This window comes from Erythrobacter sp. (genome assembly GCF_024305245.1).
Lineage (GTDB): Bacteria > Pseudomonadota > Alphaproteobacteria > Sphingomonadales > Sphingomonadaceae > Erythrobacter.
This window is the reverse complement of record NZ_JAMWYX010000005.1, coordinates 143,065-167,877: the sequence shown is the minus strand read 5'-3', so window position 1 is coordinate 167,877 and position 24,813 is coordinate 143,065. Positions and strand designations below refer to the sequence as shown.

General features: G+C 63.3%; 26 protein-coding genes. 17 read left to right on the top strand and 9 right to left on the bottom strand.

Going from position 1 to position 24,813, the window contains the following annotated elements; all coding sequences use genetic code 11:
• The first annotated feature begins 15 nt into the window (after positions 1-15).
• The 8 genes from ccmC (at position 16) to Q0L48_RS09350 (ending at position 7,060) form a co-directional block, all read left to right on the top strand.
• Complete coding sequence (gene ccmC, locus Q0L48_RS09385) at positions 16-774, top strand: heme ABC transporter permease CcmC (protein WP_296720083.1); 759 nt, start codon at positions 16-18, stop codon at positions 772-774.
• Positions 774-914, top strand: coding sequence for a hypothetical protein (locus tag Q0L48_RS09380; protein ID WP_296720080.1), 141 nt, complete (start codon positions 774-776; stop codon positions 912-914). Before ccmC ends, Q0L48_RS09380 begins: the two co-directional genes overlap by 1 nt.
• A 13-nt stretch (positions 915-927) precedes the next feature.
• On the top strand, positions 928-1,392 hold the full coding sequence (gene ccmE / locus Q0L48_RS09375) for a cytochrome c maturation protein CcmE (RefSeq protein ID WP_296720078.1): 465 nt from the start codon (positions 928-930) through the stop codon (positions 1,390-1,392).
• 25 nt (positions 1,393-1,417) lie between these two features.
• Complete coding sequence (locus tag Q0L48_RS09370; RefSeq protein WP_296720075.1) at positions 1,418-3,403, top strand: heme lyase CcmF/NrfE family subunit; 1,986 nt, start codon at positions 1,418-1,420, stop codon at positions 3,401-3,403.
• Positions 3,404-3,409: 6 nt separating this feature from the next.
• A complete protein-coding gene (locus tag Q0L48_RS09365) occupies positions 3,410-3,940 on the top strand; it encodes a DsbE family thiol:disulfide interchange protein (RefSeq protein WP_296720073.1) in 531 nt (176 codons plus the stop codon).
• A complete protein-coding gene (locus tag Q0L48_RS09360; protein ID WP_296720070.1) occupies positions 3,937-4,365 on the top strand; it encodes a cytochrome c-type biogenesis protein in 429 nt (142 codons plus the stop codon). The genes Q0L48_RS09365 and Q0L48_RS09360 overlap by 4 nt, the downstream gene beginning before the upstream one ends.
• Positions 4,362-5,009 carry a tetratricopeptide repeat protein gene (locus Q0L48_RS09355; protein WP_296720067.1) on the top strand — a complete coding sequence of 216 codons (648 nt, stop codon included), beginning with the start codon at positions 4,362-4,364 and terminating at the stop codon, positions 5,007-5,009. The genes Q0L48_RS09360 and Q0L48_RS09355 overlap by 4 nt, the downstream gene beginning before the upstream one ends.
• A gap of 128 nt (positions 5,010-5,137) precedes the next feature.
• Positions 5,138-7,060, top strand: a complete 1,923-nt coding sequence (locus Q0L48_RS09350) for a potassium transporter Kup (RefSeq protein ID WP_296720065.1) — start codon at positions 5,138-5,140, stop codon at positions 7,058-7,060.
• On the opposite strand, the gene Q0L48_RS09345 is transcribed toward Q0L48_RS09350, so the two are convergent.
• The 5 genes from Q0L48_RS09345 to Q0L48_RS09325 all read right to left on the bottom strand — a co-directional run bounded on the left by Q0L48_RS09345 (position 7,057) and on the right by Q0L48_RS09325 (position 12,333).
• Positions 7,057-7,707 (bottom strand): inner membrane-spanning protein YciB, encoded by a 651-nt coding sequence (locus Q0L48_RS09345; RefSeq protein ID WP_296720061.1) that lies wholly within the window; start codon positions 7,705-7,707, stop codon positions 7,057-7,059. The two genes, Q0L48_RS09350 and Q0L48_RS09345, sit on opposite strands and share 4 nt — an antisense overlap.
• Positions 7,707-8,630: a signal recognition particle-docking protein FtsY gene (ftsY, locus tag Q0L48_RS09340; protein ID WP_296720058.1), complete on the bottom strand. Its 924-nt coding sequence runs from the start codon at positions 8,628-8,630 to the stop codon at positions 7,707-7,709. Before ftsY ends, Q0L48_RS09345 begins: the two co-directional genes overlap by 1 nt.
• A complete protein-coding gene (locus Q0L48_RS09335) occupies positions 8,627-9,802 on the bottom strand; it encodes a MiaB/RimO family radical SAM methylthiotransferase (protein WP_296720055.1) in 1,176 nt (391 codons plus the stop codon). The genes ftsY and Q0L48_RS09335 overlap by 4 nt, the downstream gene beginning before the upstream one ends.
• Entirely contained in the window at positions 9,799-10,599 is an 801-nt protein-coding gene (dapF, locus tag Q0L48_RS09330) for a diaminopimelate epimerase (protein WP_296720347.1), read from the bottom strand. The genes Q0L48_RS09335 and dapF overlap by 4 nt, the downstream gene beginning before the upstream one ends.
• A gap of 84 nt (positions 10,600-10,683) precedes the next feature.
• Entirely contained in the window at positions 10,684-12,333 is a 1,650-nt protein-coding gene (locus Q0L48_RS09325) for an EAL domain-containing protein (RefSeq protein WP_296720052.1), read from the bottom strand.
• A gap of 198 nt (positions 12,334-12,531) precedes the next feature.
• Here Q0L48_RS09325 and Q0L48_RS09320 point away from each other — a divergent pair, with 198 nt between their 5' ends.
• Complete coding sequence (locus Q0L48_RS09320; protein WP_296720050.1) at positions 12,532-12,954, top strand: EVE domain-containing protein; 423 nt, start codon at positions 12,532-12,534, stop codon at positions 12,952-12,954.
• A gap of 130 nt (positions 12,955-13,084) precedes the next feature.
• Entirely contained in the window at positions 13,085-13,255 is a 171-nt protein-coding gene (locus Q0L48_RS09315) for a CsbD family protein (RefSeq protein WP_296720048.1), read from the top strand.
• 67 nt (positions 13,256-13,322) lie between these two features.
• Here the strand turns inward: Q0L48_RS09315 and Q0L48_RS09310 are convergent, their stop codons facing one another.
• A complete protein-coding gene (locus tag Q0L48_RS09310) occupies positions 13,323-14,996 on the bottom strand; it encodes a thiamine pyrophosphate-binding protein (protein ID WP_296720046.1) in 1,674 nt (557 codons plus the stop codon).
• Between the two features lie 179 nt (positions 14,997-15,175).
• On the opposite strand from Q0L48_RS09310, the gene Q0L48_RS09305 reads away from it, so the two are divergent.
• Positions 15,176-15,367: a hypothetical protein gene (locus Q0L48_RS09305; RefSeq protein ID WP_296720043.1), complete on the top strand. Its 192-nt coding sequence runs from the start codon at positions 15,176-15,178 to the stop codon at positions 15,365-15,367.
• Positions 15,368-15,377: 10 nt separating this feature from the next.
• Here the strand turns inward: Q0L48_RS09305 and Q0L48_RS09300 are convergent, their stop codons facing one another.
• Complete coding sequence (locus Q0L48_RS09300) at positions 15,378-16,694, bottom strand: MFS transporter (RefSeq protein ID WP_296720040.1); 1,317 nt, start codon at positions 16,692-16,694, stop codon at positions 15,378-15,380.
• A 152-nt stretch (positions 16,695-16,846) separates the two neighbouring features.
• Here Q0L48_RS09300 and pgsA point away from each other — a divergent pair, with 152 nt between their 5' ends.
• Positions 16,847-17,455 carry a CDP-diacylglycerol--glycerol-3-phosphate 3-phosphatidyltransferase gene (gene pgsA, locus Q0L48_RS09295; RefSeq protein WP_296720037.1) on the top strand — a complete coding sequence of 203 codons (609 nt, stop codon included), beginning with the start codon at positions 16,847-16,849 and terminating at the stop codon, positions 17,453-17,455.
• A gap of 20 nt (positions 17,456-17,475) precedes the next feature.
• Positions 17,476-17,829: a hypothetical protein gene (locus Q0L48_RS09290; protein WP_296720035.1), complete on the top strand. Its 354-nt coding sequence runs from the start codon at positions 17,476-17,478 to the stop codon at positions 17,827-17,829.
• Positions 17,830-17,849: 20 nt separating this feature from the next.
• On the opposite strand, the gene Q0L48_RS09285 is transcribed toward Q0L48_RS09290, so the two are convergent.
• Entirely contained in the window at positions 17,850-18,758 is a 909-nt protein-coding gene (locus Q0L48_RS09285) for a hydrogen peroxide-inducible genes activator (protein WP_296720033.1), read from the bottom strand.
• A 10-nt stretch (positions 18,759-18,768) separates the two neighbouring features.
• On the bottom strand, positions 18,769-19,989 hold the full coding sequence (gene rnd, locus Q0L48_RS09280; protein ID WP_296720030.1) for a ribonuclease D: 1,221 nt from the start codon (positions 19,987-19,989) through the stop codon (positions 18,769-18,771).
• Between the two features lie 209 nt (positions 19,990-20,198).
• Between rnd and aspS the strand changes: the two genes are divergently transcribed.
• The 4 genes from aspS (at position 20,199) to mltG (ending at position 24,806) form a co-directional block, all read left to right on the top strand.
• Positions 20,199-21,989, top strand: a complete 1,791-nt coding sequence (gene aspS / locus Q0L48_RS09275) for an aspartate--tRNA ligase (protein ID WP_296720027.1) — start codon at positions 20,199-20,201, stop codon at positions 21,987-21,989.
• Positions 21,990-22,118: 129 nt separating this feature from the next.
• Entirely contained in the window at positions 22,119-22,355 is a 237-nt protein-coding gene (locus Q0L48_RS09270) for an acyl carrier protein (RefSeq protein WP_017666217.1), read from the top strand.
• 221 nt (positions 22,356-22,576) lie between these two features.
• The gene (gene fabF / locus Q0L48_RS09265) at positions 22,577-23,836 is read left to right on the top strand and encodes a beta-ketoacyl-ACP synthase II (RefSeq protein ID WP_296720019.1); all 1,260 of its coding nucleotides are present in this window, start codon (positions 22,577-22,579) and stop codon (positions 23,834-23,836) included.
• Positions 23,837-23,840: 4 nt separating this feature from the next.
• The gene (mltG, locus tag Q0L48_RS09260; RefSeq protein WP_296720016.1) at positions 23,841-24,806 is read left to right on the top strand and encodes an endolytic transglycosylase MltG; all 966 of its coding nucleotides are present in this window, start codon (positions 23,841-23,843) and stop codon (positions 24,804-24,806) included.
• The last annotated feature ends 7 nt before the right edge of the window (positions 24,807-24,813 follow it).

Genomic DNA, 24,813 nt, shown 5'->3' with positions numbered 1-24,813 from the left:
GGGACGCAAAAGCTTATGCACATTTATGCCAACCCCACCCGATTCCTCGCCCTTGCGAAGTGGCTGATGCCGCTGTGCCTGTGGAGCGGACTCGTGCTGTCAATCGGCGCGATGGCGTGGGGCCTGTTCATGGTGCCGCCCGACCGGCTGATGGGCGAAACGGTGCGCATCCTGTTCATCCACGTTCCCGCGGCCTGGCTGGGCATGGGCGGCTGGGCCGGAATTGCGATTTCCAGCGCGATGCTGCTGATTTGGAAGCATCCTCTGGCCGCGCTTGCTGCGCGGGCGATTGCAGTGCCGGGGATGGTGTTCTGCGCGATCTGCCTTGCCACCGGCTCGATCTGGGGCCGCCCCACGTGGGGCACATGGTGGGAATGGGACGGCAGGCTGACCAGTATGCTGGTGCTATTATTCCTCTATGCCGGTTATATCGCGCTGACTCAGGCTGCCAGCCGCGAAGGCGGATCATCGAAAATCGCCGCGATCTTCGGTCTGGTGGGCGCAATCAATGTGCCGATCATCAACCGTTCGGTGGTGTGGTGGAATTCTCTGCATCAACCGCCCAGCATCACCATGGGCAAGAGCGCGATTGACGCGGCTTATCTCTGGCCGCTGCTGATTGCGGTGATCGGTTTCTCGCTGCTGTTCGGCGCGATCGTGCTGATGCGGATGCGCGCACTGATCGCCGAAAGTCAGGTCGAGGCGCGGTTGCGGCGCCGGGCGCTGGACGATGACGCGCCAATGGCCGTTGCTGCGGAAATGGAGCGCGCCTGATGCGCGAGGAACTTGTCCAGTGGGATTTCGTGTTGCTTGCCTTTGGCGTAGGGATTGCCGCGCTTGCGGCGCTCACCATCTGGGCATGGCGCGCGATGCGCCGGGCCGAAGCGCGGCGCGATGCCACGCGGCGGCGCTGAACGAGGAAATGCAATGAAGGCCAAGCATCAACGTCTCGTGCTCGTGGTGATCGCTGTCCTGGCGATTGTCGCGGCGGGCCTGCTGGCGGCATGGGCCCTGCGCAATCAGGCGAATTATTTCTACCTGCCCGAACAGATGGCGGCGGAGCCTCCGGAAGTCGGGCAGGCGGTGCGGCTCGGCGGAATGGTGCGGCCCGGTTCGATCGTAACCGAAACCGACGGCGTCACAGTCAACTTCATGGTCACCGGCAACACCGATGACGCGGTCCCCGTGCGCTACACCGGCATTCTGCCCGATCTGTTCGTCGAAGGTTCGGGCGTGGTTGCCGAAGGCAGCCTTGGCAAGGACGGGGTGTTTCTGGCCACCAACCTGCTCGCCAAGCATGACGAGAACTACGTGCCGCGCGAGCTTGAAGGCATGGGCAGCGCGCAGGCAGCGAAAGTCGCCGCCGATACCACCGTGGGTTTGACGCCGTGATCCAACACGGACAAGGGGCCAAGCAATGATCGCCGAACTCGGACTTGCCGCCCTGTGGCTCGCCGCCGCGCTGGCGGTGTTGCAGATGGTTTCGGGCGCATTCGCGCTGAAGGGCGCGGAGGGTGCGCCCAACTCGCTGGCGATCTTCGCGCGGCCCGCTGCGGTGGTGCAGGCATTGCTGGCGGTACTGGCGTTCTTTCTGCTGCTGTGGGCGTTCGCGATCACCGATCTTTCGATCAAGCTGGTCGCCACCAATTCGCATTCGATGAAACCGATGCTGTACAAGCTCACCGGCACATGGGGCAATCACGAAGGCTCGATGTTGCTGTGGGTGGGCGTGCTTGCCCTGTCCGGCGGTCTGCTCGCCGCGTTCGAGCGCCGCTTGCCCGAACGCACCATGGGCGCGACGCTGGCGGTGCAGGGGTTTGTGGGGCTGGGCTTCTATGCCTTCCTGCTGTTGTCATCCAACCCGTTCGAACGCCTGCCGGTGCCTGCGATTGAAGGCGTCGGGCTCAATCCGCTTCTGCAGGACATCGGCCTCGCGATCCATCCGCCCACGCTTTACGCTGGTTATGTCGGCCTGTCGGTCGCCTTCAGCCTTGCGATGGGCGCGTTGCTGACCAATCAGGTCAACCCGTCGTTCGCGCGGGTTCTGCGCCCGTGGGTGCTGGGTGCGTGGGTGCTGCTGACCTTCGGCATTACCGCCGGTTCCTACTGGGCGTATTACGAGCTTGGCTGGGGTGGCTGGTGGTTCTGGGACCCGGTCGAAAACGCATCCTTCATGCCGTGGCTTGCCGCGACCGCGCTGATGCATTCGGTCAGCGTGCTCGCCGCGCGCGATGCGCTGCGGACGTGGACGATCATGCTCGGCGTGCTGGCGTTCTCGATGTCGATGCTCGGCACATTTCTGGTGCGTTCGGGCGTGCTGACCAGCGTTCACGCGTTTGCGGTCGATCCGGAACGCGGCAGCTTCATCCTCGCGCTGCTGGGGCTCTATATCGGCGGGGCATTCACCATCTTCGCGCTGCGCGCCGGTGCCGTGGCCGAGGGCAAGCGCTTTTCCGCCACCAGCCGCGAAGGCGCGCTGGTGTTCAACAATGTGATGCTGTCCGCGATCCTCGCGATCGTGCTGCTCGGCACGCTCTACCCGCTGCTGACCGAGGCGTTCGATGTGCGGGTGTCGGTCGGTCCGCCCTATTTCAATCCCGCGTCTGCAATCTTTGCGGTGCCGATGTTCCTCGTCATGGCGGTCGGCCCGCTGCTCCGCTGGAAAGAGGACAAGCCGGCGCGCATCCAGTTCGAGGTTGCGCTGGTAGCGGCGGTGTTGATCGCGGTCATTTCGCTGGTCACGATCCTCGGCGATTATCCGTTCCTGCCGGTGCTGGGCCTCGGCCTTGCGCTGGCGCTGGGGGTGGGCGCGCTCCTGCCCTTACGCGGGCGCAAATTGAGCCGCGTACCGGTGGCCACCTATGGCATGGTGCTGGCGCATTTCGGGGTCGCGGTGTCGCTGTTCGGCATGGCGTGTGAAGGCGCCTTCACGCAGGAACGGCTCGCCGCCATCGCGCCCGGAGGCACCGAGCAGGTCGGCGATTTTGCCGTCAAACTCGAAAGTGTGACACCGGTTGCCGGGCCGAACTGGACCGCGATTGAAGCGCGCATTGCTGTGAGCCGCGATGGGGGAGAGCCGGTGATCCTTTCCCCGCAGGCGCGCAATTTCTGGTCGCCCGCGCAGGCCACCAGTGAAAGCGCGCTGCTGACCCGCTGGGACGGGCAGCTTTACGCCGTGATCGGCAATCAGGCCGAGGACGGGCGCTGGCAGATTCGCGTGTGGTGGAAGCCGTTCGTCACCTTCATCTGGTACGGCGGGTTGCTGATCGCATTGGGCGGCGTGCTGGCGATTGTGGGCCGGGTGCGGGTGGATGTGAAGCGGCGCAAGGCCGCCGACATGGGCGACGAGCGCCGCGCCGATATCGAGGCGCTGGACGCTGCCGCGCCGGTTCCGGCAGAGTAACCGGACATGCGAAACCGGATCTGGCTGTGGGTGCCGCTCGCCGTGTTTGCCTTTTTTCTGGGGCTGGCCGGGTACATGCTGACGCAGGAAAAGGATCAGTTCGTCGAAAGCACGATGATCGGCGAACCGCTGCCCGATTTCGCGCTTCAGCCCGCGTTCGCAGGTCTGCCGGGCGCGGCGAAAGGCGATCTTGTCGGCGGCGGCCCGCGATTGCTCAATATCTGGGCGAGCTGGTGCCTGCCCTGCATCGCCGAAGCTCCGCAACTTGAAGCGCTGAAGGAGCAAGGCGTCGAAATCGTCGGCATCGCAATCCGCGACCGGCCTGAAGATGTCGCCAACTTCCTCGCCCGCCACGGCAACCCCTATACCCGCATCGGCAGTGACGCGATTTCCGAAGTGCAGCTGGCAATCGGATCATCCGGCGTGCCCGAGACCTTCGTGATCGATGCCCAAGGCATGATTCGCTACCAGCATATCGGTGACATTCGCGAAGACGATGTGGCCGTTCTGCTGGCCGAGCTGGAGAAAGCGCAATGAACCGGGCGATCATCGCCTTCCTGCTGGCGCTGCTGGCGATCCCGCTGGCGGCACAGGATACCATGCCGCCTGCGCCCTACGCCTATAACCAGCTCGACGACCCGGCGCTCGAGGCTCAGGCCAGCGAACTGATGCTCACTCTGCGCTGCCTCAAGTGCCAGTCGCAGTCGATTGCCGATAGCGATGCGCCGATGGCGGGCGACATGCGCCATCAGGTGCGCAGCCGTATTCTGGCGGGCGAAAGCCCTGAGGAAATCCGCAGCTGGCTGGTGGCGCGCTATGGCGACTACGTCAGCTATAATCCCACGATCAGTGCCACGACCTGGCCGCTTTTTGCTATCCCCGTCCTGATGATCGTGCTGGTGGCGGGGGTGCTGCTGCGACGGCTGGGCAAGCGCCGCGATGCTGCGGAGGATGCAGCATGATCGAAGGCTGGCTTGCAGTCGGCGCTCTGGCGTTGGCTGCCTTCGCGTTCGCGGTGCTGGTGCTGCGCCTGCCGCGCGACGGGCTGGCGCTGTTCGGCGCGGTTCTGGTGTTCGGTCTGGCCGGCTATGCCTGGCAGGGTTCGCCCGGTCAGCCCGCAGCGCCCAAACCGCAGCTTGAACGCGCCTCCAATCAGGGTGAAGCGATGGTCGAGGGGCGGGCCGCTCTGTTCGACCGCACCCAGCCGCCGCCCGATTACCTGCTCACCTCTGATGCATTCGCCCGGCGTGGGCGCTTCGGCGATGCGGCTGGGCTGTTGCGGCAAGGGCTGGAGACCAACCCCGATCATCTCGAAGGCTGGCTCGCGCTCGGTCTTGCACTGATCGGCCATGCCGACGGCTTCGTTACTCCGGCAGCGGTGCAGGCCTTCGGCCGTGCGCGGATGATCGACCCCGGGCATCCGGGCGCGGATTACTTCCTCGGCTCGGCCTATCTGCAAAGCGGCGAGATCCGCGCTGCCCGCGCGGTGTGGGCGGGGCTGGTCGAACGATCGCCCGCCGATGCCCCCTGGCGCGAAGGGCTGGAAGCGGAAGTTGCCCGCCTCGATGATCTTATTGCGCGTGCGCCGATGCTACAGGGTCAGTGACCGCTAGATGGCCACACCCAGCGCCGTGTTGCAGGCGCGAAGACACAGTGCTAGGCGCGCCGCCTTACCCCGCCGGAGTTGTTCCGGCCTGATGGGCAGTACCGGGACATACGGGAAATCCGCTTGATATGAACGACACAGCAGCGCCCGCCCATCAACCCCCGTCCGCAGGGCACAGCCATAGCGCTTCCAAAGGCGCGCTGGCGGTGGGGGCGATTGGCATCGTCTTCGGCGATATCGGCACCAGCCCGCTTTATGCGTTTCGTGAAACATTCGCCGGATCGAACCCGCTGGCGCTCGACAATGCGCATGTCCTCGGCGTCGTTAGTCTGATTTTCTGGTCGATGACGCTGGTCGTCTCGATCCAGTACGTCACCATCCTGATGCGCGCCGATAACAAGGGACAGGGCGGATCGCTGGCGCTGGTCGCGTTGATTTCGCGCAGCATATCGACATCGAAACATGCCTGGATCGCAGTGCTGCTGGGCGTATTCGCCACCAGCCTGTTCTATGGCGACAGCATGATCACGCCGGCCATTTCGGTGCTGTCGGCGGTCGAGGGGCTGACGGTTGTCGATGACCGCTTCGAACGGTTCGTCATTCCCATCGCGCTGGTTTTGCTCGTCTTCTTGTTCGTAATCCAGAAACGCGGCACGGCCAAGGTCGGTGCGCTGTTTGCCCCGGTGATGATCGTCTATTTCTGCGTCCTTGCCGCGCTCGGCACATGGCAGATCATCCAGACTCCGGAAGTGCTGTGGGCGCTCAATCCATGGTATGCGGTCAACTTTTTCGTCCTCGATGGCTGGCTGGCGTTTCTTGCCTTGGGCAGCGTGGTGCTGGCTGTGACCGGGTCGGAGGCGCTGTATTCCGATATGGGCCATTTCGGGCGCGGGCCGATGCGGCTGTCGTGGTTCGGCTTTGTCATGCCATGCCTGCTGCTCAACTATTTCGGGCAGGGCGCGATGATCATCGGCCTTCCGGCTGAACAGGCCGCGCAGGCGATCCAGAACCCGTTCTTCTTTCTGGCATCCGACGAATGGCGTTTGCCGCTGGTGCTGCTGGCGACGGTAGCCACCTTCATCGCCAGCCAGGCGGTCATCTCCGGCGCATTCTCGATCACCCATCAGGCGGTGCAGATGGGTTACATCCCGCGCCTCAACATCCGCCACACGTCCGAGACCGAGGGCGGGCAGATCTACATCCCGGTCATCAACTGGGCATTGATGGTGGCGGTGATCGTGCTGGTGCTGACCTTCCAGAATTCGTCCAACCTCGCCGCTGCGTATGGCATTGCGGTGACCGGCGCGGTGACGATCGATACGTTGCTGATGGCGGTGCTGCTGGTGGGCGTGTGGAAATGGCGCTGGTGGTATGCTGCGCCTGTCGTGCTGCTGTTCCTGATCGTCGATGGTGCCTACTTTGCTGCCAACCTCATCAAGGTTCCCGATGGCGGGTGGTTCCCGCTGGTGGTGGGCCTCGTCGCCTTCACCTTGCTGACCACATGGGCGCGCGGACGCAAGCTGATGCGCGAGCGGATGAGTGAAAGCGCGCTGCCGCTGGAGATATTCGCCAAGTCGGCCAAAAACTCTGCCGTGCGCGTGCCCGGCACGGCGATCTTCATGGCTTCGAGCACTGCGGGCGTGCCGAGCGCGCTGTTGCACAACATCAAACACAACAAGGTGCTGCACGAACGCGTGGTGATCCTCACCATCAGCATTGCCGACGTGCCCTACGTCGACCCCGAAGCGCGCTGCGAGATGAGCGATCTGGGTGACGGGTTCTACCGCGCCGTGTTGAATTACGGATTCATGGAGGAAACCGACGTCCCGCTCGGTCTGAAGCAGATGGAACGCTGCGGCGGGGAGTTCAACATGATGCACACCAGCTTCTTCTTGTCACGCCAGACCCTGTTGCCTTCGGAAAAACCGGGCATGCCGATCTGGCGCGAAAAGATTTTTGCATGGCTGCTGAGGAATTCAGCCAGCGCGATGGACTTCTTCAAACTGCCCACCAACCGCGTGGTGGAGCTGGGGAGCCAGGTGGAGATTTAACTCCCCGTCGGCGGTTCGTCCTTGAACGGCTCGTCCCGATCCTCGAAGCTCAGCCCATTTTTCAGCAGCATCGGGATCTGGCTGAAGGTGAACAGGAAGGTCAGCGGCAGGAACACCCAGAACTTGGCCCACAGCCAGCCTTCGAAATCCAGCTGCGCGCGCAGGACCTCGTTGAGACCGGCGAGCGCGAGGAAGAACACCCCCCAGTTGCGCGACAGCTTGAGCCAGCCCTGATCCGTCAACCCTTCAAATGCGGCTTCGAGCAGGATCTTCAGCAGCGCGCGCCCGGCAAAGAACCCGCCCAGCAGCACCACGCCGAAGGTGCTGTAGATGATCGTCGGCTTGATCTGCACGAAGGTCGGGTCGCCGAAGAAGATCGTCAGGCTGCCGAAGCCGACGATCAGCGCGGTCGAAAACCACAGCATCGGCGACACTTTGCCCAGCCGCCATTTCGAAATGACGAGCGCGGCGACGGCGGCGATCATGAAGGCCACCGTGCCATAGATGATCGCGCCAAGTTCTCCGGCCGGGCCGGGCTCTTCGGGCGCGTTCATGCGGTAGACGCCGAGGAACACCAGCAGCGGGCCATAATCGACCGCGACGTTGATCCAGCTGGAGGCGGCTTTTTTGGTTTCGGTTTCGCTCATCACGCCACCCCGGCAATCACACGCGCAACCAGATCGGGATCGAACGGGCGCAGGTCTTCCATCTTTTCGCCCACGCCGATGGCGTGGATGGGGAGGCCGTATTGCTCCGCCGCCGCCACCAGCACCCCGCCGCGCGCGGTGCCATCCAGCTTGGTCATGATCAGGCCGGTGACCCCCGCCACTTCCTTGAACACGTCGATCTGCGAAAGCGCATTCTGGCCGTTGGTGGCATCGAGCACCAGCACCACATCGTGCGGCGCCTCGGGGTTCAGGCGGCCGAGCACGCGGCGGATTTTCGCCAGCTCCTCCATCAGCTCTTTCTTGTTCTGCAATCGGCCCGCAGTGTCGACGATCAGCGCGTCGATCCCGGTATCGGTGGCCTGCTTGACCGCGTCGAACACGATCGCCGCCGGATCGCCGCCTTCCGGGCCGCGCACCAGATCGACCCCGGCGCGGTCCGCCCAAGTTGCCAATTGTCCGATGGCAGCGGCGCGGAAGGTGTCGCCGGCGGCCAGCAGCACGCCGTAGTCGTCCTCGGTGAACAGGTGCGCCAGCTTGGCGATGGTGGTGGTCTTGCCGCTGCCATTGACCCCGATCACAAGGATCACCTGCGGACGCGGGAAGGCGGTCACTTCGAGCGGCTTCGCCACCGGGCGCAGGATCGCAGCGATTTCCTCGGCGACGGCTTCCTTCAATTCGCGCGAGGTGATCTCCAGCCCGAACCGCTTGTCCGCCAGCCGCGCCCGGATGCGCCCTGCCGCTGCCGGGCCGAGATCGGACATGATCAGCGCATCCTCGACATCGTCCAATGTGGCATTGTCGAGCTTCGCCCCGCTGGCAATCGCCGGGAGGCTGGAGGCGAGCTTCTCCGATGTCTTGGCGAACCCGCCGAACAGGCGCTGGCTCCAGCTGGTTTCACTCATAGGAGCAGGCCCTCCCTGGCCTCGCGCACTGTCACGTCGATCACTTGGCCCGCCGGGACCTGCGGGGGCAGGGCCACGCGGGCGTAGTTGGGGGCATAGCCCGTGCCGTCACGTTCGGCGAGCACGGGCAGGGTTTCGCCCACAAGGCTGGCAAGCCATTCCGCCCGGCGCTCTGCGGCGCGGGCGCGCAATGCAGCAGCGCGGGCCTTGACCACATCGCGCGGCACTTGCGGCATACGCGCGGCAGGCGTGCCGGGACGGGGCGAATAGGGGAAGACGTGGGCATGGACGATGTCGAGCTCGTCGATAATCGAGAGGTTCGCGTCATGATGCGCCTCGGTCTCGGTCGGGAAACCCGCGATCAGATCGGCGCCCACCGCGATCTCGGGCCGCTCAGCCTTGAGCCGGGCGACCAGTTCCACCGCATCGCGGCGCAGATGCCGGCGCTTCATGCGCTTGAGGATCAGGTCGGCGCCGTGCTGCAGCGACAGGTGCAGGTGCGGCATGACGCGCGGCTCATGGGCGATCAGGTCGAACAATAACGGGTCGATTTCCACCCCGTCGACCGATGACAGGCGCAGGCGGGCGAGGGCGGGGAAGGTATCGAGAATCGCGCCGATCAGCACGCCAAGGCGCGGTGCGCCGCCGATGTCCTGCCCCCAACTGGTCAGATCCACGCCCGTGAGAACGACCTCTTTGGCTCCCGCTGCCAGATGCGCTTCGACCTCGCGCAGCACTTGCTCAACCGGAACCGATCGACTGACGCCGCGCCCTTGCGGAATGACGCAAAAGGTGCAGGCATGGTCGCAGCCGTTCTGCACGGCGACAAAGGCGCGGGTGCGGGCGGGAGCAATCGGCGCGGCTCCACCGGCGACATTCCAGCTGCGCGGATCGAGCTTGGCGGCGTTTGCCACCAGACCGTCCACTTCGTCCATCGCACCGATTTGCGCCCGGTCGATTTCGGCCGCGCAGCCGGTCACCACCAGCCGCGCATCGGGATGATCGCGGCGGGCGCGGCGGATCGCCTGCCGGGTCTGGCGCATGGCTTCGCCTGTCACCGCGCAGGAGTTCACCACGACAAGGTTGTTCTCCCCCGCCAGCATCGCCCGCATCCGTTCGCTTTCGGCGATGTTCATGCGGCAGCCGAGACTGATGATCTGCGGTGCGTTCACGCGAAATCGTCCCAGTCGAAACTGCCGTGAAAGCTCGTCGTGGCCGGGCCGCTCATCTGGATGGTGCCGCCCTGCTGCCACGCGATCACCAGATCGCCGCCCGGCAGGCTCACGCGCACCGGGCTGGCCACCAGCCCGCGCCGGATCGCGGCGACGGCGCTGGCACACGCCCCGGTGCCGCACGCCGGTGTCAGACCGGCGCCGCGTTCCCACACCCGCAAGCGCAGATGATCCTTACCGGCAAGGCTCGCCACGTTGACGTTGACCCGTTCTGGAAACAGCGGATCATGCTCGATTACCGGGCCGAGGCTTTCGAGCGGCACGCCATCGGCATCATCGACAAAGAAGATCACGTGCGGGTTGCCGACGTTCACCGCCATCGGATTTTCGAGCGAATCCCAACCCACCGGCATCGCGGCTGTATCCATCGCATAGGCGAGGGGAATCGCATCCCAATCGAAACGGGGTGCGCCCATGTCGACCCGCGCGCCGCCATCGATCGGCTCAAGCCTGATCGGCCCGCCGCCGGTTTCGATGACCGCCGCTTCGCCATGCAGCAACGCCACCGCCCGCGCGGCATTGCCGCAAGCTTGGACCTCGCTGCCATCGGCATTGAAGATGCGCATTCGGAAAGCGTGGCCCGCTTCGGGCGCTTCGCTCGGCTGCAGGAGGATCAGTTGATCGCAGCCCACCCCCGTGCGCCGGTCGGCCAGCGCGCGCACGGCGGCAGCCGTCATCGGCGGCACAGCATGCTCGCGGGCATCGATCACGACGAAATCGTTGCCGAGCCCATGCATCTTGGTGAAGGGAATGCGCTTTGTCACGAATGCGCATCTATGCACGCGCGGGCGGCGCGTCCAGTGCCGGACGCTACCGATGAATCAGGAGTTGGCGGCGCGAGGGAAGATCTGCGGCGCGGGCTGAGGGGCTGGTGCGGGTGGCGCGGCCTTCGAAAGCTTGCCTTGCGCGGCAAGACGCTGCCGCACTTCCGCTGCGGTTTCGGGCTTGCCGTAGACATAGCCCTGCGCCTTCAGCCGCCCCATCGATCGCAGCGTGGCGAGGATTTCCTCGTCTTCCACGCCCTCGGCTGTCAGGGGCAGATCGAGCCCTCGACCAAGCGCGATGATCGCATTGGCCATCCGTGAGTGCTCCGATGCTCCGCGCAATTCGCTGATGAAGCTGCGATCGATCTTGATCCGGTCGAACGGCAGGTCGCGCAGCTGTTCTATACTGGCATAGCCGGTGCCGAAATCATCGAGGCTCACCTGCACGCCCTGATTGCGCAAGCTGGTGATCATCGTTCGCACCAGTCCGACATTCTCGTGCAGACAGCTTTCGGTGATTTCGATTTCCAGCCGTCGCGGCGGGAAGTTGGCCGCCACCAGACGTTTGAGCAGACGCTGTGCGAACCACGGGTCGCGCAATTGTACGGGCGAGATGTTGATCGACAACGTCAGACTATCGTCCCATTCGCGCGCATCGACGAAGGCACGATCCATCAACTGTTCCGATAGCTGGGTGATGAGGCCCATTTCCTCGGCGATCGGAATGAAGATTTCCGGGCTGACCAGCCCCAGCTGTTGCGATTGCCAGCGGGCCAGCATTTCAAAGCCGACCAAGTCGCCGCTGTCGATATCGATCTGCTGTTCGTAATAGGGAATGAATTCATTTTCGCTGAGGCCGCGGCGAATGCCGGTCTCCAGCTGGTTGCGGAACCGCAGTTCGTTCTCCATGCTCGCATCGAACCAGAAATGGCGGTTCCGGCCCTGCTTCTTGGCATGGTAAAGCGCCATGTCGGCCCGGTGCATCAGCACACTGGCATCCACGACCGGGCCGGGTGAGCCGTCAGCATCGTGATCGGTGGAAAGCCCGATGGAGATTGTCAGTTCGACTGTCATATCGCGGGCGTTGAAAGGTTCGGCCGTGCTGGCGAACAGGCGGATCACAAGATCGTCGATCCGTTCGGTGTGGCCCACCGGATAGGCCATGACAAAGGCGAATTCATCGCCCCCGAGCCGCGCCAGACTGGCCTCCCGCGGGAGCAGCGCGCGGATTCTCTCGCACAGCTTGACCAGCACCGCGTCACCGCAGGAATGGCCGTACATGTCGTTGATCTGCTTGAAATTATCGAGGTCGATCATGCAATAGGCGATCGCCTCTCCGCGCATTGCCGCACGGGTGCGGAGTTGCTCGGTCGCTTCGACCATGCTGCGGCGGTTGAGGCAGTGAGTCAGGGGATCGATCGCCGCCAGCAGGCGGGCCTGCTCCTCGGCGCGGCGGCGCTCGGCGATTTCCCAGGTCAGTTCGCGATAGCGGCGCCAGCCGAAGATGATGAGCGCGATGTTGAGCAGGAGCGCGCTGGCGAGGATCTGGTTGGGCGCTCCGCCGGTGCCGAGCAACGAACGCACAGCATCCGGAATGACTGCACCGCCAGTGGCGACAAGCAGAAGGATCGCCGCCACGGCGATCCCAAGCGCAACGACATCGCGCTCGGCAGTCTGCAACGGGTTTTGTTGATCGTGATCCGTCAAGGCTGTCGTTCCTGCAAAGGCGGCAGGTGGCTCAGCCGAAGTGGCCGATCCATCCCTCAGTAACGGGAGCTATCGCAGGTCTCGCTAAATATCGGGTTAATCCCTTGTGTTCGAGGGGCGAAGGGCTTGAGCGGTGCCGCCCCGACGGTCTATCGGCAAGACGAAGCATCACGTCCCTTCGCATGGAGCAAATGACGCATGACAAGCCGATCCCCGCAATACTGGCTGATGAAGTCCGAGCCGTTCAAATATGGCTGGGATGATCTGGTGGCCGAAGGCGAGGGCACATGGGACGGGGTGCGCAATTATCAGGCGCGCAACAACCTGGCTGCGATGCAGGTGGGCGATCAGGCGTTCTTCTACCACTCGCGCGAGGGGCTGGAGATCGTCGGCATCTGCACCATCAGCGTGGCGGGAATCATCGATCCGACCGACGAAACCGGCAAGTGGGCAGCCGTGAAGGTGAAGCCTGCGGAGAAATTCGCGCACCCGGTGACGCTGGTCGCGATCAAGGCAGAGCCGCGGCTGGCCGATATGCAACTGATCCGCCAGTCGCGCCTGTCCGTCAGCGGGGTGACGCCAGAGGAATGGCAGGTGATTTGCGCGATGGCGAAGGGCTGAAGCAGTCTGTCCAACGCTCCGTCGCGGAGCGGACACACCCCGCCCCGGCCATCGGAACATTTATCTCTGCCACCCATTGGTCTCATGAAAGGTCAATAAATCCATTGGCTTGAACCAAAGGAGATCAATCATGGGTGAACTCACCGACAAAGCAAAAGGCAGCGTCAAGGAAGGTATTGGCGAGGCCAAGCAGCATTCCAACGATCCCAAGACCCGCGCCGAAGGCCGGGCTCAGGAAGTCGACGGAAAGACCGACAAGGCCAAGGGCGAGATCAAGGGCGCGGCCGGCGACCGGGTCTGACGAACGCCGTCAAGGCATTGCATGAGGCCGTCCTCCCGCAGGGGAGGGCGGCCTCTCGCTTTTACGGTCAGCTTTTCGCTCGGTCCCTGATCCCGCTGATCGTCGCGCCGCTGGCCGCGATCCGTTCAAGATCGGTTTTGGCATGGATCAGGCGAAGGCCGATACGGTCCTTGGCCTCGGCGAGCGCAGCAAAAAACTGTTCTGTCGTCTCCGCTCGCGCGCTCCATGCCCCATAGGCCGCGCCAAGTGCGGCAAAATCGGGGTTGGCGAGATTGGTGGCGGAGACGCGGCCGGGGTATTCGCGTTCCTGATGCATCCTGATCGTGCCGTAGGCGCCGTTGTCCACCACCACCACGATGAGGTTCACACCATATTGCATGGCCGTGGCCAGTTCCTGCCCGTTCATCAGGAAGTCTCCGTCACCCGCCACCGCCACGACCGTGCGATCAGGATAACGCAGCGCTGCGGCGACAGCGGCAGGCACCCCGTAACCCATTGCGCCGCAGGTAGGGGCAAGCTGTCCGGGGTAGGCATCATACCGCCAGTACCGGTGCCACCACCCGGCAAAATTGCCCGCCCCGTTCGCGATCATGGTGTCGGTGGGCAGCATGTCGTGCATCGCCGCAACGCAAGCTGCGAGGTCGATGGCGGCGTCCGATGAGTGAGGCGTGGCCCATTCCAGCCATTCGCGATGAGCCTGCGCTCCGGCGTCGAACGGAATGATCCCCGAATCCTCCCACAAGGCCGCGCATTCGGCGAATTCGTCGACCGCGCAGCACAGCGCCAGATCGGTGCGATAAACACGGCCCAGTTCTTCGGGGTCGGGGTGGATGTGGACCAATAATTGTCCGGGATGTTCGAGGCTGGGGACCTCATATCCATCAGTGGTCGCTTCGCCCAAACGTGCGCCGACAGCGATGACGAGATCGGCGTTTTTCACCCGCTCGACCAGTTTGGGGTTCGGACCATAGCCGAGATTTCCGGCATAGACCGGGGATGAAGGCGCAATCGCGTCCTGACGGCGGAAAGCTGTCGCCACCGGCAGGCCGATCCTTTCGGCGAACTGCTGAAAATATTCGCGTGCCTTGGCGTTCCAGCCTGCGCCGCCAATGATCGCGATCGGGCTGGCGGCATCGGCGACGAGGTCGAACAGCGCCTGTATCGCGTCGGGGCAGGCGGCTTGTGTCGCACGCGTGACGAAGGGGCGGGGCTCGAGCGCGGCAGGCACCTGTTCGATCAGCATATCTTCGGGCAGGGCCAGCACCACCGGGCCGGGCCGACCATTGATGGCTGTGGCATAGGCGCGCGCGATGTATTCCGGAATGCGGGCTGGATCGTCGATCCGCGCAGCCCATTTGCAAATCGGGCCGAAAAACGCCGGAAAGTCGACCTCCTGAAACCCTTCGCGCCCTTGCATGGGCCGGGCGACATCGCCGACGAACAGGATCATCGGCTGCGAATCCTGATGGGCGACATGCACCCCGATGCTGGCATTGGTCGCCCCCGGTCCGCGGGTGACGAAAGCGACGCCGGGCCTTCCGGTCATGCTGCCATCGGCGCAAGCCATGAAGGCGACCCCGCCTTCCTGACGGCAGGTCACCACGTCGATTTCGGGCCGGTCGGGCAGGGCATCGAGCACCGCGAGAAAGCTTTCGCCCGGCACCGTGAAAATCCGTTCACAGCCTTGATCGGCAAGGCAATCGACCAGCAGCGCAGCGGCACTACGTGTGGAATCAGGCACGCGACATTCTCCCGTCTTATCGTCCCTGAGCGTCTACAGCCGGGCATCGGGCGGCGCAAACGACAGGCGCCCGGTTGCGGCAGAAAGCCTGTCCCAAGCTGTGACATGTGCGGCGGCGAAGGTTCCAAACGGTTAAGAAAGTCTTAAAGTGCAGCTTCGTGCCACGGGAGAATCGCACAATGCGTCGCAGCCTCGTTCTGACCGAAGAAACTGCCCGGCACTGGTTCCGTGCCAGCCTGCCGCCGCGCGTGAAGCGTGACCTGATCCCGATCCCCGCCGAAGACCTGTGGCGCCTGACGCTGTCCGATGTGCGCGGCTTTGCCAGCGTCTATGTCGCTACGACGGCGGCAATCCTCACCTTCATCATCTGAACGCAACCATCTAGCCGAATTCAGGCCCGCGCAGGTGTTCGAGCGCGTGCAGCTTGCGGGCGAGGTGCGCTGATGCGAGGCACAGGATCAGGCTGACGAGCAATTGCTCCTCCAGCGGGATGCCGAGGAAGCCCAAGCCCCCGGCCACGCCTGCGCCGACCACCATGAACAGCGACGAGATGAAATTATTGGCGGCCACCGAACGCGAGGCTTCCGACTTTTCCACGCGCGTCGTAAGGAAGGCATACAGCGGGACCACGAACATGCCGCCTGCCACCGCGATCAGCAGCAGGTTTGCGGTCAGCACCAGCGCGAGCGGCTGAGCGAGGAACTCCCACAGGGTGAACAACTCGCCCGCAGGTTGAAGATCCCACGTCCGGCAGATCAAGTAGAAGGCGATCAACAGGCCGCCCAGAGCCAGCACGGAGACAGCCGAATAGCGGGCTGAGATCGCACCTTTGAGCAGCGTATTGATTGCGATCGATCCAATCGCAATTCCGGCAGAGAAGGCGACCAGCATCACCATCGCTACCTGCTTGTCAGCCAGCAGCACATTCTTGGCCAGTGGGAAAAATTGCACCCCCAGGATCGCCGCAATCGCCCAGAAATAGCTGATTGCCAGTACCGAATAGCGCAATTCGATATTGGCGAACGAAAAGGCGATCAACGATCTTGAGGCGCTGATGGGGTTCCAATCGACCTTGATGTCTGCGCTCTGAGCAGGAGCAGCAGGCACGAAGCGGCAGATCGCATAACCGACCAGTGCGATGGCAATCACCGCGACGGTGCTTTCCGTCACCGAGAAGACCGCGCTCAGGATCATGCCCGCAAGGATCGCCACATAAGTCCCCGCCTCGACGAGGCCGGTGCCGGCCAGCACCTCTTCCTTTTCAAGATGCTGGGGCAGGATCGCGTATTTGATCGGGCCGAAGAAGGTCGAATGCACCCCCATCGCGAACAGCGCCACGAACATCAACGGGATGGCGAGGGTTTCGATCTCGATCCCGCGCGCGGCCATCGTCAGCCCGGCCGCGCCGACCGACATGATGATAATCTCTGAAAACTTGATCCACCTGATGATCGTGGTCTTGTTGCGCATGTCGGCCAGCTGCCCTGCTGTCGCCGAGAACAGCACGAATGGCAGCACGAACACCGCCGTGGCAATGCCGCTGATGAAGGTTTCTGTCTCAGGCGAATCGTAGACCTGATAGACCACGAACAGCACCATCGCGTTCTTGTAGAGATTGTCGTTGAGCGCGTTCAGCAGCTGGGTCAGGAATAGCGGCAGAAAGCGCCGCTGGCGCATGAGATCGGTCGACGTGGTCATGCGTGAATGTGCCGGTACTTCCCTGTGAGATAGGCCGGACATAGCGTGAGCGCGGGTATTCACAAGCCTTGCGCGGATACCGCAATCTGGGGCAGGGGCATGGAGCTTGGGCTTTTTCCCGCTCAAATGCCGCGCTACAGCGTAGGATAGCCATGTCGAGCCTGCCCAATATCCTTACCCTTTCACGGATCTTCGCAGTGCCGCTGCTGGCGTTTTTCCTGTGGTGGCCGGAATGGCGGTTCGGATACCTGGTCGGGTTCGTGCTTTATTGCGTGATTGCGCTGACTGATTACCTCGACGGCTATCTTGCCCGTGCGCAAGGCACTGTGTCGAAAATGGGCACGTTCCTTGATCCGATTGCCGACAAGATCATGGTGGCCGCAGTGATTCTGGTGCTGACTGCGCAAGGCTATTTGCGCGGCCCCTACGCCGGGGATGTTCACGTGATCGCGGGTCTGGTTATTCTGGTGCGCGAGATCGCAGTGTCGGGCCTGCGCGAATTTCTTGGCGGGGCGCAGGTTTCGGTGCCGGTATCCAAGCTGGCAAAGTGGAAGACGACTTTTCAGCTGGTGTCGCTGGGGGCGCTGATCCTCGGCGGGGCGGTGCATGGGCAGCCGTGTCAATCAGTGTTCGAGGCTTGCGGCAGCATCGCGGAAAGCTGGGTCCATCTGATCGGGCTGGTGAGCCTGTGGACCGCAGCCGTGCTGACCTGCATCACCGGCTGGGATTACCTGCGGGTCGGCCTCAAACACATGGATTGAGGCTGGAAAGGCGCTTCGGAATGCGCTATTTTTCGTACATGGGATCCGAAACGAGAGGCCGGCAGGAAGAATATGTCGGCCAGTTGGCAACACATGCGAGCATGCTCCAGCGCGAGGCGCATTCGGCGCTGAAGCGCGGCGATTACGAGCGCGCGGCCGCACTGATCGACGATGCCGCGCTGCTCGCCGACGATGTGGGCGCGATGGTGGATGCTATCGAGGAACGCCGGAACAGCGAAATGATGATGCTGGTGGCCGAACATCACGCGGCTTCCGGCAGGCGCCGCAAGCCGGTTTTCGGCCCGCGTTCGCGCAAACTGGGGGCGGTGCTGGGCACCGGCCTTGCGATCAGCCTTGCGCTGGTGGAGTGCTGAACCGGTTTTCGTCGCCGGTGTTACTTTGGCGAATCGCTCTGCCGCAATTCTTCCGCCAGCAGCATGAAATCCGCCTCTCGCGGGGAATTCTTGCGCCACGCCAGCACGATCTCGCGCTTGGCTGTGGGGCTGTCCACCGGGCGGGCGACCACTTGGGTGCCGGCCAGAATGCCCGCCTTCAGCGCCATTTCGGGAAGCATGGTGAGGCCGAGATCATTGTCCACCAGCTGCACCAGTGTGTGCAGGCTCGTGCCGATCATCGCCGCGCTGGCGCGCAATTCGCTGCGCGAGCACGCGGCCAGCGCATGATCGCGCAGGCAGTGGCCATCCTCCAGCAGCATCAGACGACCCTGATCGATCATGTCCGGCGAAATGCTGGCCGGGGGATCGCGCGGATCGTCCTTGGGGAAGGCGATGAACAACCGGTCATCGGCGATATGCTCGATCGCCGCGTCGCCGGTGTCGAACGGCAGCGCCAACAGCACACAATCCACACGCCCGTGATGCAGCGATTCCAGCGCATCATGGCTGGTTTCCTCGCGCAGCATCAGCTTGAGTTCGGGCCGCTCGCGCCGGAAACGGGGCAGCACGCGCGGCAGCAGGAATGGCGCGATGGTCGGGATAACGCTCATGCGCAACTCGCCCACCAGCGGCTTGCCCGCGGCCTGCACCAGATCGGCCAGTTCCTCCGCCTCGCGCAGCAGACGATTGGCCTTGGCCACCACCTGATCGCCCAGCGCGGTAAAGCGCACGACCCGGCGCGAACGTTCGACCAGAGTCACGCCTAACAGCGATTCCAGCTCGCGGATGCCCGCCGACAGCGTCGATTGCGACACGAAGCTGGCATCGGCGGCTTTGCCGAAATGGCCATGTTCATGCAGCGCAACGAGATATTGCAACTGCTTGATCGTGGGGAGGTATGTGCTCATCGCTTTGGGGTCACTCGGCCGCCAGCGTGTCTGGCGCGTCCGGCTGGGCCGGATCGACCACCACGACATCGTCGATATGGGTCATCTTGAGCCTGCCCTTTTCGACCGCAAAGGCCAGTTTGCCCTCGACCAGATCGAGCGCATCCTTGCCGAACACGTCATAACGCCAGCCTTTCAGCACCGGCAGATCACGCATCCCTGCGGCGAGCGACTCCATTTCGTCGGCGCGGGTCAGCAGGCGCGGGGCGACGTCGATTTCACGCGCGCGGATTTTCAGCAGCAGTTTGAGCAGATCGGCGACCAGTGCGCCTTCCTTGCCCAGCGGCGCGCCGCGTGCAGCCTTGTCGGGCATCTCGTCCTTGGACATCGGCTCGGCCTCGGCCAGCACCTTCATCAATCGTTTGCCGATGTCGTTGTCCTTCCATGCGGTCGAAAGTCCGCGCACTTTTGCGAGATCGGCCTGACTCTTCGGCGGGTGCGAGGCGATGTCCGCCAGCGTCTCGTCGCGCATGATCCGGCCGCGCGGGATGTTCTTGTGCTGCGCTTCGCCTTCGCGCCATGCGGCGAGCGCTTTCATCCGGCCCAGAACCTGCGGATTGCGTCCCGATTGGCGAATGCGTTTCCACGCCACGCCCGGATCGGTCAGGTAGTTCGACGGGTCGGCCAGCTTTTCCATCTCGGCATCGAGCCACAGCCCGCGTCCGGTCTTGATCAGCTTTTTCAGGATGCGCGGAAAGATCGTGGCGAGGTGGGTGACATCGCCGATGGCATATTCGATCTGCCTGTCGGTCAGCGGGCGGCGGCTCCAATCGGTGAAGCGCGCACCCTTGTCGATCGTCAGGCCCATCCAGGTTTCGACCAGATTGGCATAGCCGATCTGTTCGGACTGGCTGATTGCCATCATCGCGATCTGGGTGTCGAAGATCGGGTGCGGGGTCTTGCCGGTCAGGTTGACGATGATCTCGACATCCTGCCCGCCTGCGTGGAAGACCTTCAGCACGTCTTCGTTCTCGCACATCAGATCGAGCAGCGGTGTAAGGTCAATCCCTTCCGCCATCGGATCGATCGCGGCGGCCTCTTCGGTATTGGCGATCTGCACCAGGCACAGTTCTGGCCAATAGGTGTTTTCGCGCATGAATTCGGTATCGACCGCCACGAATTCGGACTTGGCGAGGCGGGTGCAGAGGTCGGAGAGAGCGTCTGTAGTGGTAATCAGCGGATGGATTTTCATGTCATCTTTTCGCGTTACGGGCGGAGTGCCGCCCTCGGGATTGATCCCAGTTTGCGCCCGCCCTCTTACCAAGCTTGGCTTGACAAAGTGCTAGGCTTGCCCTGTTAGCGCGCCGGTAATGGCCCGGATAAGGCCCCCGTTATCGGGAACGCTCTATTCCGGCTGCCCGGCGCCCTAGCGTCATAGCCTCGGACAGGACAAGAGTTTAGATGCACCCGTATCGCACGCATACTTGCGCACAGCTTTCTTCCGCTCAGGTGGGCGAAACCGTCCGCCTGTCGGGCTGGGTTCACCGCAAGCGGGATTTCGGCGGGGTTTTGTTCGTCGATCTGCGCGATCATTACGGCATTACCCAGATCGTCGCCGATGCGGATTCGCCCGCGTTGCCGGTGCTTGACCGTTTGCGGGTGGAATCGGTCATCACCATCGAGGGCGAGGTCAAGGCGCGTTCGGCCGAGACAGTGAACCGGCGTATCGCCACTGGCGAGATCGAAGTATTCGCGCGCGGCGTGACGGTGCAGAGCGCAGCGGAAGAACTGCCGCTGCCGGTCGCAGACGAGCAGCCCTATCCTGAAGACGTGCGGCTGAAGTATCGCTTCCTCGATCTGCGGCGTGAAACGCTGCACAGGAACATCATGACCCGCGTGGCCGTGATCGCCGACATGCGCGCGCGGATGGGCGCAGTCGGCTTCAACGAATTCTCGACCCCGATCCTCACTGCGTCATCGCCAGAAGGCGCCCGCGATTTCCTCGTGCCGAGCCGCATTCATGCCGGCAAGTTCTACGCGCTCCCGCAGGCGCCGCAGCAATACAAGCAGTTGCTGATGGTGGCCGGCTTCGACCGCTATTTCCAGATCGCGCCGTGCTTCCGCGACGAAGACCCGCGCGCCGACCGCCTGCCGGGCGAATTCTACCAGCTCGATCTGGAAATGAGCTTCGTCACGCAGGAAGAAGTCTGGGAAACGATGGAGCCCGTCATTCAGGGCACCTTCGCAGCCTTCGCGGGCGACAAGAAGGTCACGCCCGCAGGCGAATTCCCGCGCATCCCCTACGATGAAGCTATCCTGAAATACGGCAGCGACAAGCCCGATCTGCGCAATCCGTTGATCATCAGCGATGTGTCTTCGCACTTCGCCCAGAGCGGCTTTGGCCTGTTCGAAAAGATCGTCGGCGGCGGCGGTGTGGTGCGGGTGATCCCGGCGCCCGCTACCCACGAAAAGAGCCGCAAGTTCTTCGATGAGATGAATGATTGGGCGCGCAAGGAAGGTTATGCGGGCCTCGGCTACGTCACCAGAAAAGCCGGCGAATTCGGCGGGCCGATTGCCAAGAACCACGGGCCTGAGCGTATGGCCGAACTTTACGCCGAATTGGGCCTTGGCGAGAATGACGGACTGTTCTTCGCCGCGGGCAAGGAAGCCGATGCCGCCAAGCTGGCGGGTGCTGCGCGCATCCGTGTCGGCGAGGAACTCGGCCTGATCGACGAAAACGCCTTCGCACTCGCATGGATCGTCGATTTCCCGTTCTACGAATATAACGAGGACGAGAAGAAGGTCGATTTCAGCCACAACCCGTTCTCGATGCCGCAAGGCGGAATGGACGCGCTTGAGGGGCAGGACCCGCTCACCATCAAGGCATTCCAGTACGATCTGGTCTGCAACGGATTCGAAATCGCTTCGGGATCGATCCGGAACCACAAGCCCGAAACGATGGTGAAGGCGTTCGAGATCGTCGGCCTCAGCAAGGCCGATGTCGAGGAACGGTTCGGCGGGATGTACCGCGCGTTCCAGTACGGCGCACCGCCGCATGGCGGGATGGCCGCTGGCGTCGACCGGATCGTGATGCTGCTGTGCGGGGCCAAGAACCTGCGCGAAATCTCGCTGTTCCCGATGAACCAGCGCGCCGAGGACCTGCTGATGGGCGCGCCGAGCAGCCCCGAACCGCGTTCCTTGCGCGAACTTTCGCTGCGCGTCGTCGAACCGCCGAAGAAAGAGGGCGCCTGATCCGCTTCGTCTCCGGACTTGAGGGGCGTGTCCGCTGTGGGCGGCACCCCTCAAGCCCACTTGCGCTTGCCTGCGCCCTTCATTAGGGCGAAGGGAAGTTTTCCAAACCCCAGTTCAAGAGGGAATATCATGAGCGATACTGCCGACCGGGTAGCAAAGATTGTCGTCGAGCATCTCGGCGTCGAGGCTGACAAGGTCACCCAGGATGCCAGCTTCATCGACGATCTCGGTGCCGACAGCCTCGACATCGTCGAGTTGGTGATGGCTTTCGAAGAGGAATTCGGCGTCGAAATCCCCGACGATGCGGCCGAGAAGATCACCACCGTTGGTGACGCCACGAAGTACATCGAAGAACATAAGGGTTAAGCTTGGGGGTCAAGCTTCGGGGCTAGGCCTTGAGGCCAAGGCCCGCAAGGATGCCCATGTGGCCGCGTCGCCCAGCTTTATGCCCGTTTGGGAAAAGGTGGGGCATTGGTCCGGCAACCTGTTTGCGGACACGCGGATCAGGGCTTAGACAGGCTCAGCCCCTAGCCGGGCTGAGCCTGTTGCTTTTCGAAGCCTATGCTTTTTTCTTTCGGAGAATCTGAATGCGCCGTGTGGTTGTAACCGGGCTCGGACTTGTCACCCCGCTTGGAGGCGACGTCGAAACAACGTGGGCGAATTTGATCGCCGGCAAGAGCGGGGCGGGACAGATCACCCGTTTCGACGCCTCGAACCAGAAATGCACCATCGCCTGCGAGGTGAAGGACAAGGATCACCCCTGGGGCTTCGATCCCGACAAGCGGGTAGACCACAAGGTGCAGCGGCAGGTCGATCCTTTCATCGTCTATGGCATCGACGCCGCGGGGCAAGCACTGGAAGATGCCGGCCTGACCGATATGACGCAGGCCGAGAAGGAACGCACCGGCTGCTCGATCGGATCGGGAATCGGCGGTCTGCCGGGGATCGAGCTCGAAAGCGTTAATCTCCACGAACGTGGCCCGAGCCGGGTCAGCCCGCACTTCGTCCACGGGCGATTGATCAATCTCATCACCGGGCAGGTGCAGATCAAGTACGGCTTCATGGGTCCTAACCATGCTGTCGTCACCGCCTGCTCCACTGGCGCCCATTCGATTGGTGATGCGGCGCGGATGATCATGGCCGATGACGCCGACGTGATGCTGGCGGGCGGGGCGGAAGGCACCATCAACCCGCTCGGCATTGCCGGGTTCGCGCAGGCGCGCGCACTCAATATGAGCATGAACGACCGCCCGACCGAAGCCAGCCGTCCCTATGACAAGGGCCGCGACGGCTTTGTCATGGGGGAAGGCGCAGGCGTGATTGTGCTGGAAGAATATGAACGCGCCAAGGCACGCGGCGCGACAATCTATGCCGAAGTGACAGGCTACGGCCTGTCGGGTGATGCCTATCACGTTACCGCCCCGCACCCCGAAGGTCGCGGCGCGGAACTCGCCATGCGGATGGCGCTGAAGAAAGCTGGCCTGGGGCCGGGCGATATCGATTACATCAACGCCCACGGCACCTCGACCATGGCCGACACCATCGAACTCGCCGCGATCAAGCGCGTGCTGGGAGAGGATCTGGGCGGCGCGTCCATGTCCTCGACCAAGAGCGCGATCGGCCACCTGCTGGGCGGCGCGGGCGCGGTGGAAGCGATCTTCTGCATTCTGGCAATGCGCGACCAGATCGTGCCGCCAACGCTCAACCTCAACGATCCGGACGATGGGACCGAAGGCATCGATCTCGTCCCGCTGGTGGCGAAGAAGCGCGAAGTGCGCGCTGTGCTGAACAACAGCTTCGGGTTCGGCGGCACCAACGCTTCGATCATCATGCAGAAGGTCGACTGATCAGATGACGCGCGCGCGCCTTGCTCTGCTGGGCCTTGTCGCGCTGATACTGGCGGGACTGGTCTTCGCGTGGAGCCTCATGGGCTCGGCTACCGTGACGCAGGAGACCAGCTTCACCATCCCCGCAGGCGCATCGGTGAGCGCAGTGGCGGATAAGCTCGAGGCCGAGGGGCTGGTGTCGTCCGCCTCCGGCTTCGTGCTGCAGGCGCGCATCTTTGGTTCCGACGCGCCGATTCAGGCGGGCGAGTTCATGCTTGCTCCGGGCATGAGCCAGGGCGATATTCTTGCCGCCTTCCAGTCGGGCGACGTGATCCGGCGGTTCGTCACCATCCCCGAAGGGATGCCCTCGATCCTCGTCTGGGAACGGCTGATGGCCGAGGAACTGCTCATCGGCGAGGTGCCGGTCCCACCCGAAGGCTCGATCCTCCCCGATACCTACGCCTTCGAACGCGGCCAGCCGCGCGAAGCGCTTGTGGAACAGATGCAGGCGGCGATGGATACGGCTTTGGCGGAAGAATGGGCCAAGCGTGCACCTGACATTGCGGTCGATACGATGCGCGATGCGCTGATCCTTGCGTCGATCGTCGAAAAGGAAACCGGCAAGCCCGAGGAACGCCGGATGGTCGCCGGGCTGTATTCCAACCGGGTCAAGACCGGGATGCTGCTGCAGGCCGATCCGACCATCATCTATCCGATCACCAAGGGCAAACCGCTGGGCCGCCGGATCCGCCAGTCGGAAATCTCGGCGGTCAACGGCTACAACACCTACACCCGCGTCGGCCTGCCGGAAGGGCCGATCACCAATCCGGGGCGCGAAAGCATTGCTGCAGTGCTCGATCCGGCCAAGACCAGCGCGCTGTTCATGGTCGCCGATGGCACCGGTGGCCACTGGTTTGCCGACACGCTGGAACAGCACAACGCCAACGTCGCCAGATGGTATGCCATCCGCAGAGAACGCGGCGAAATGTAGTCAGGAG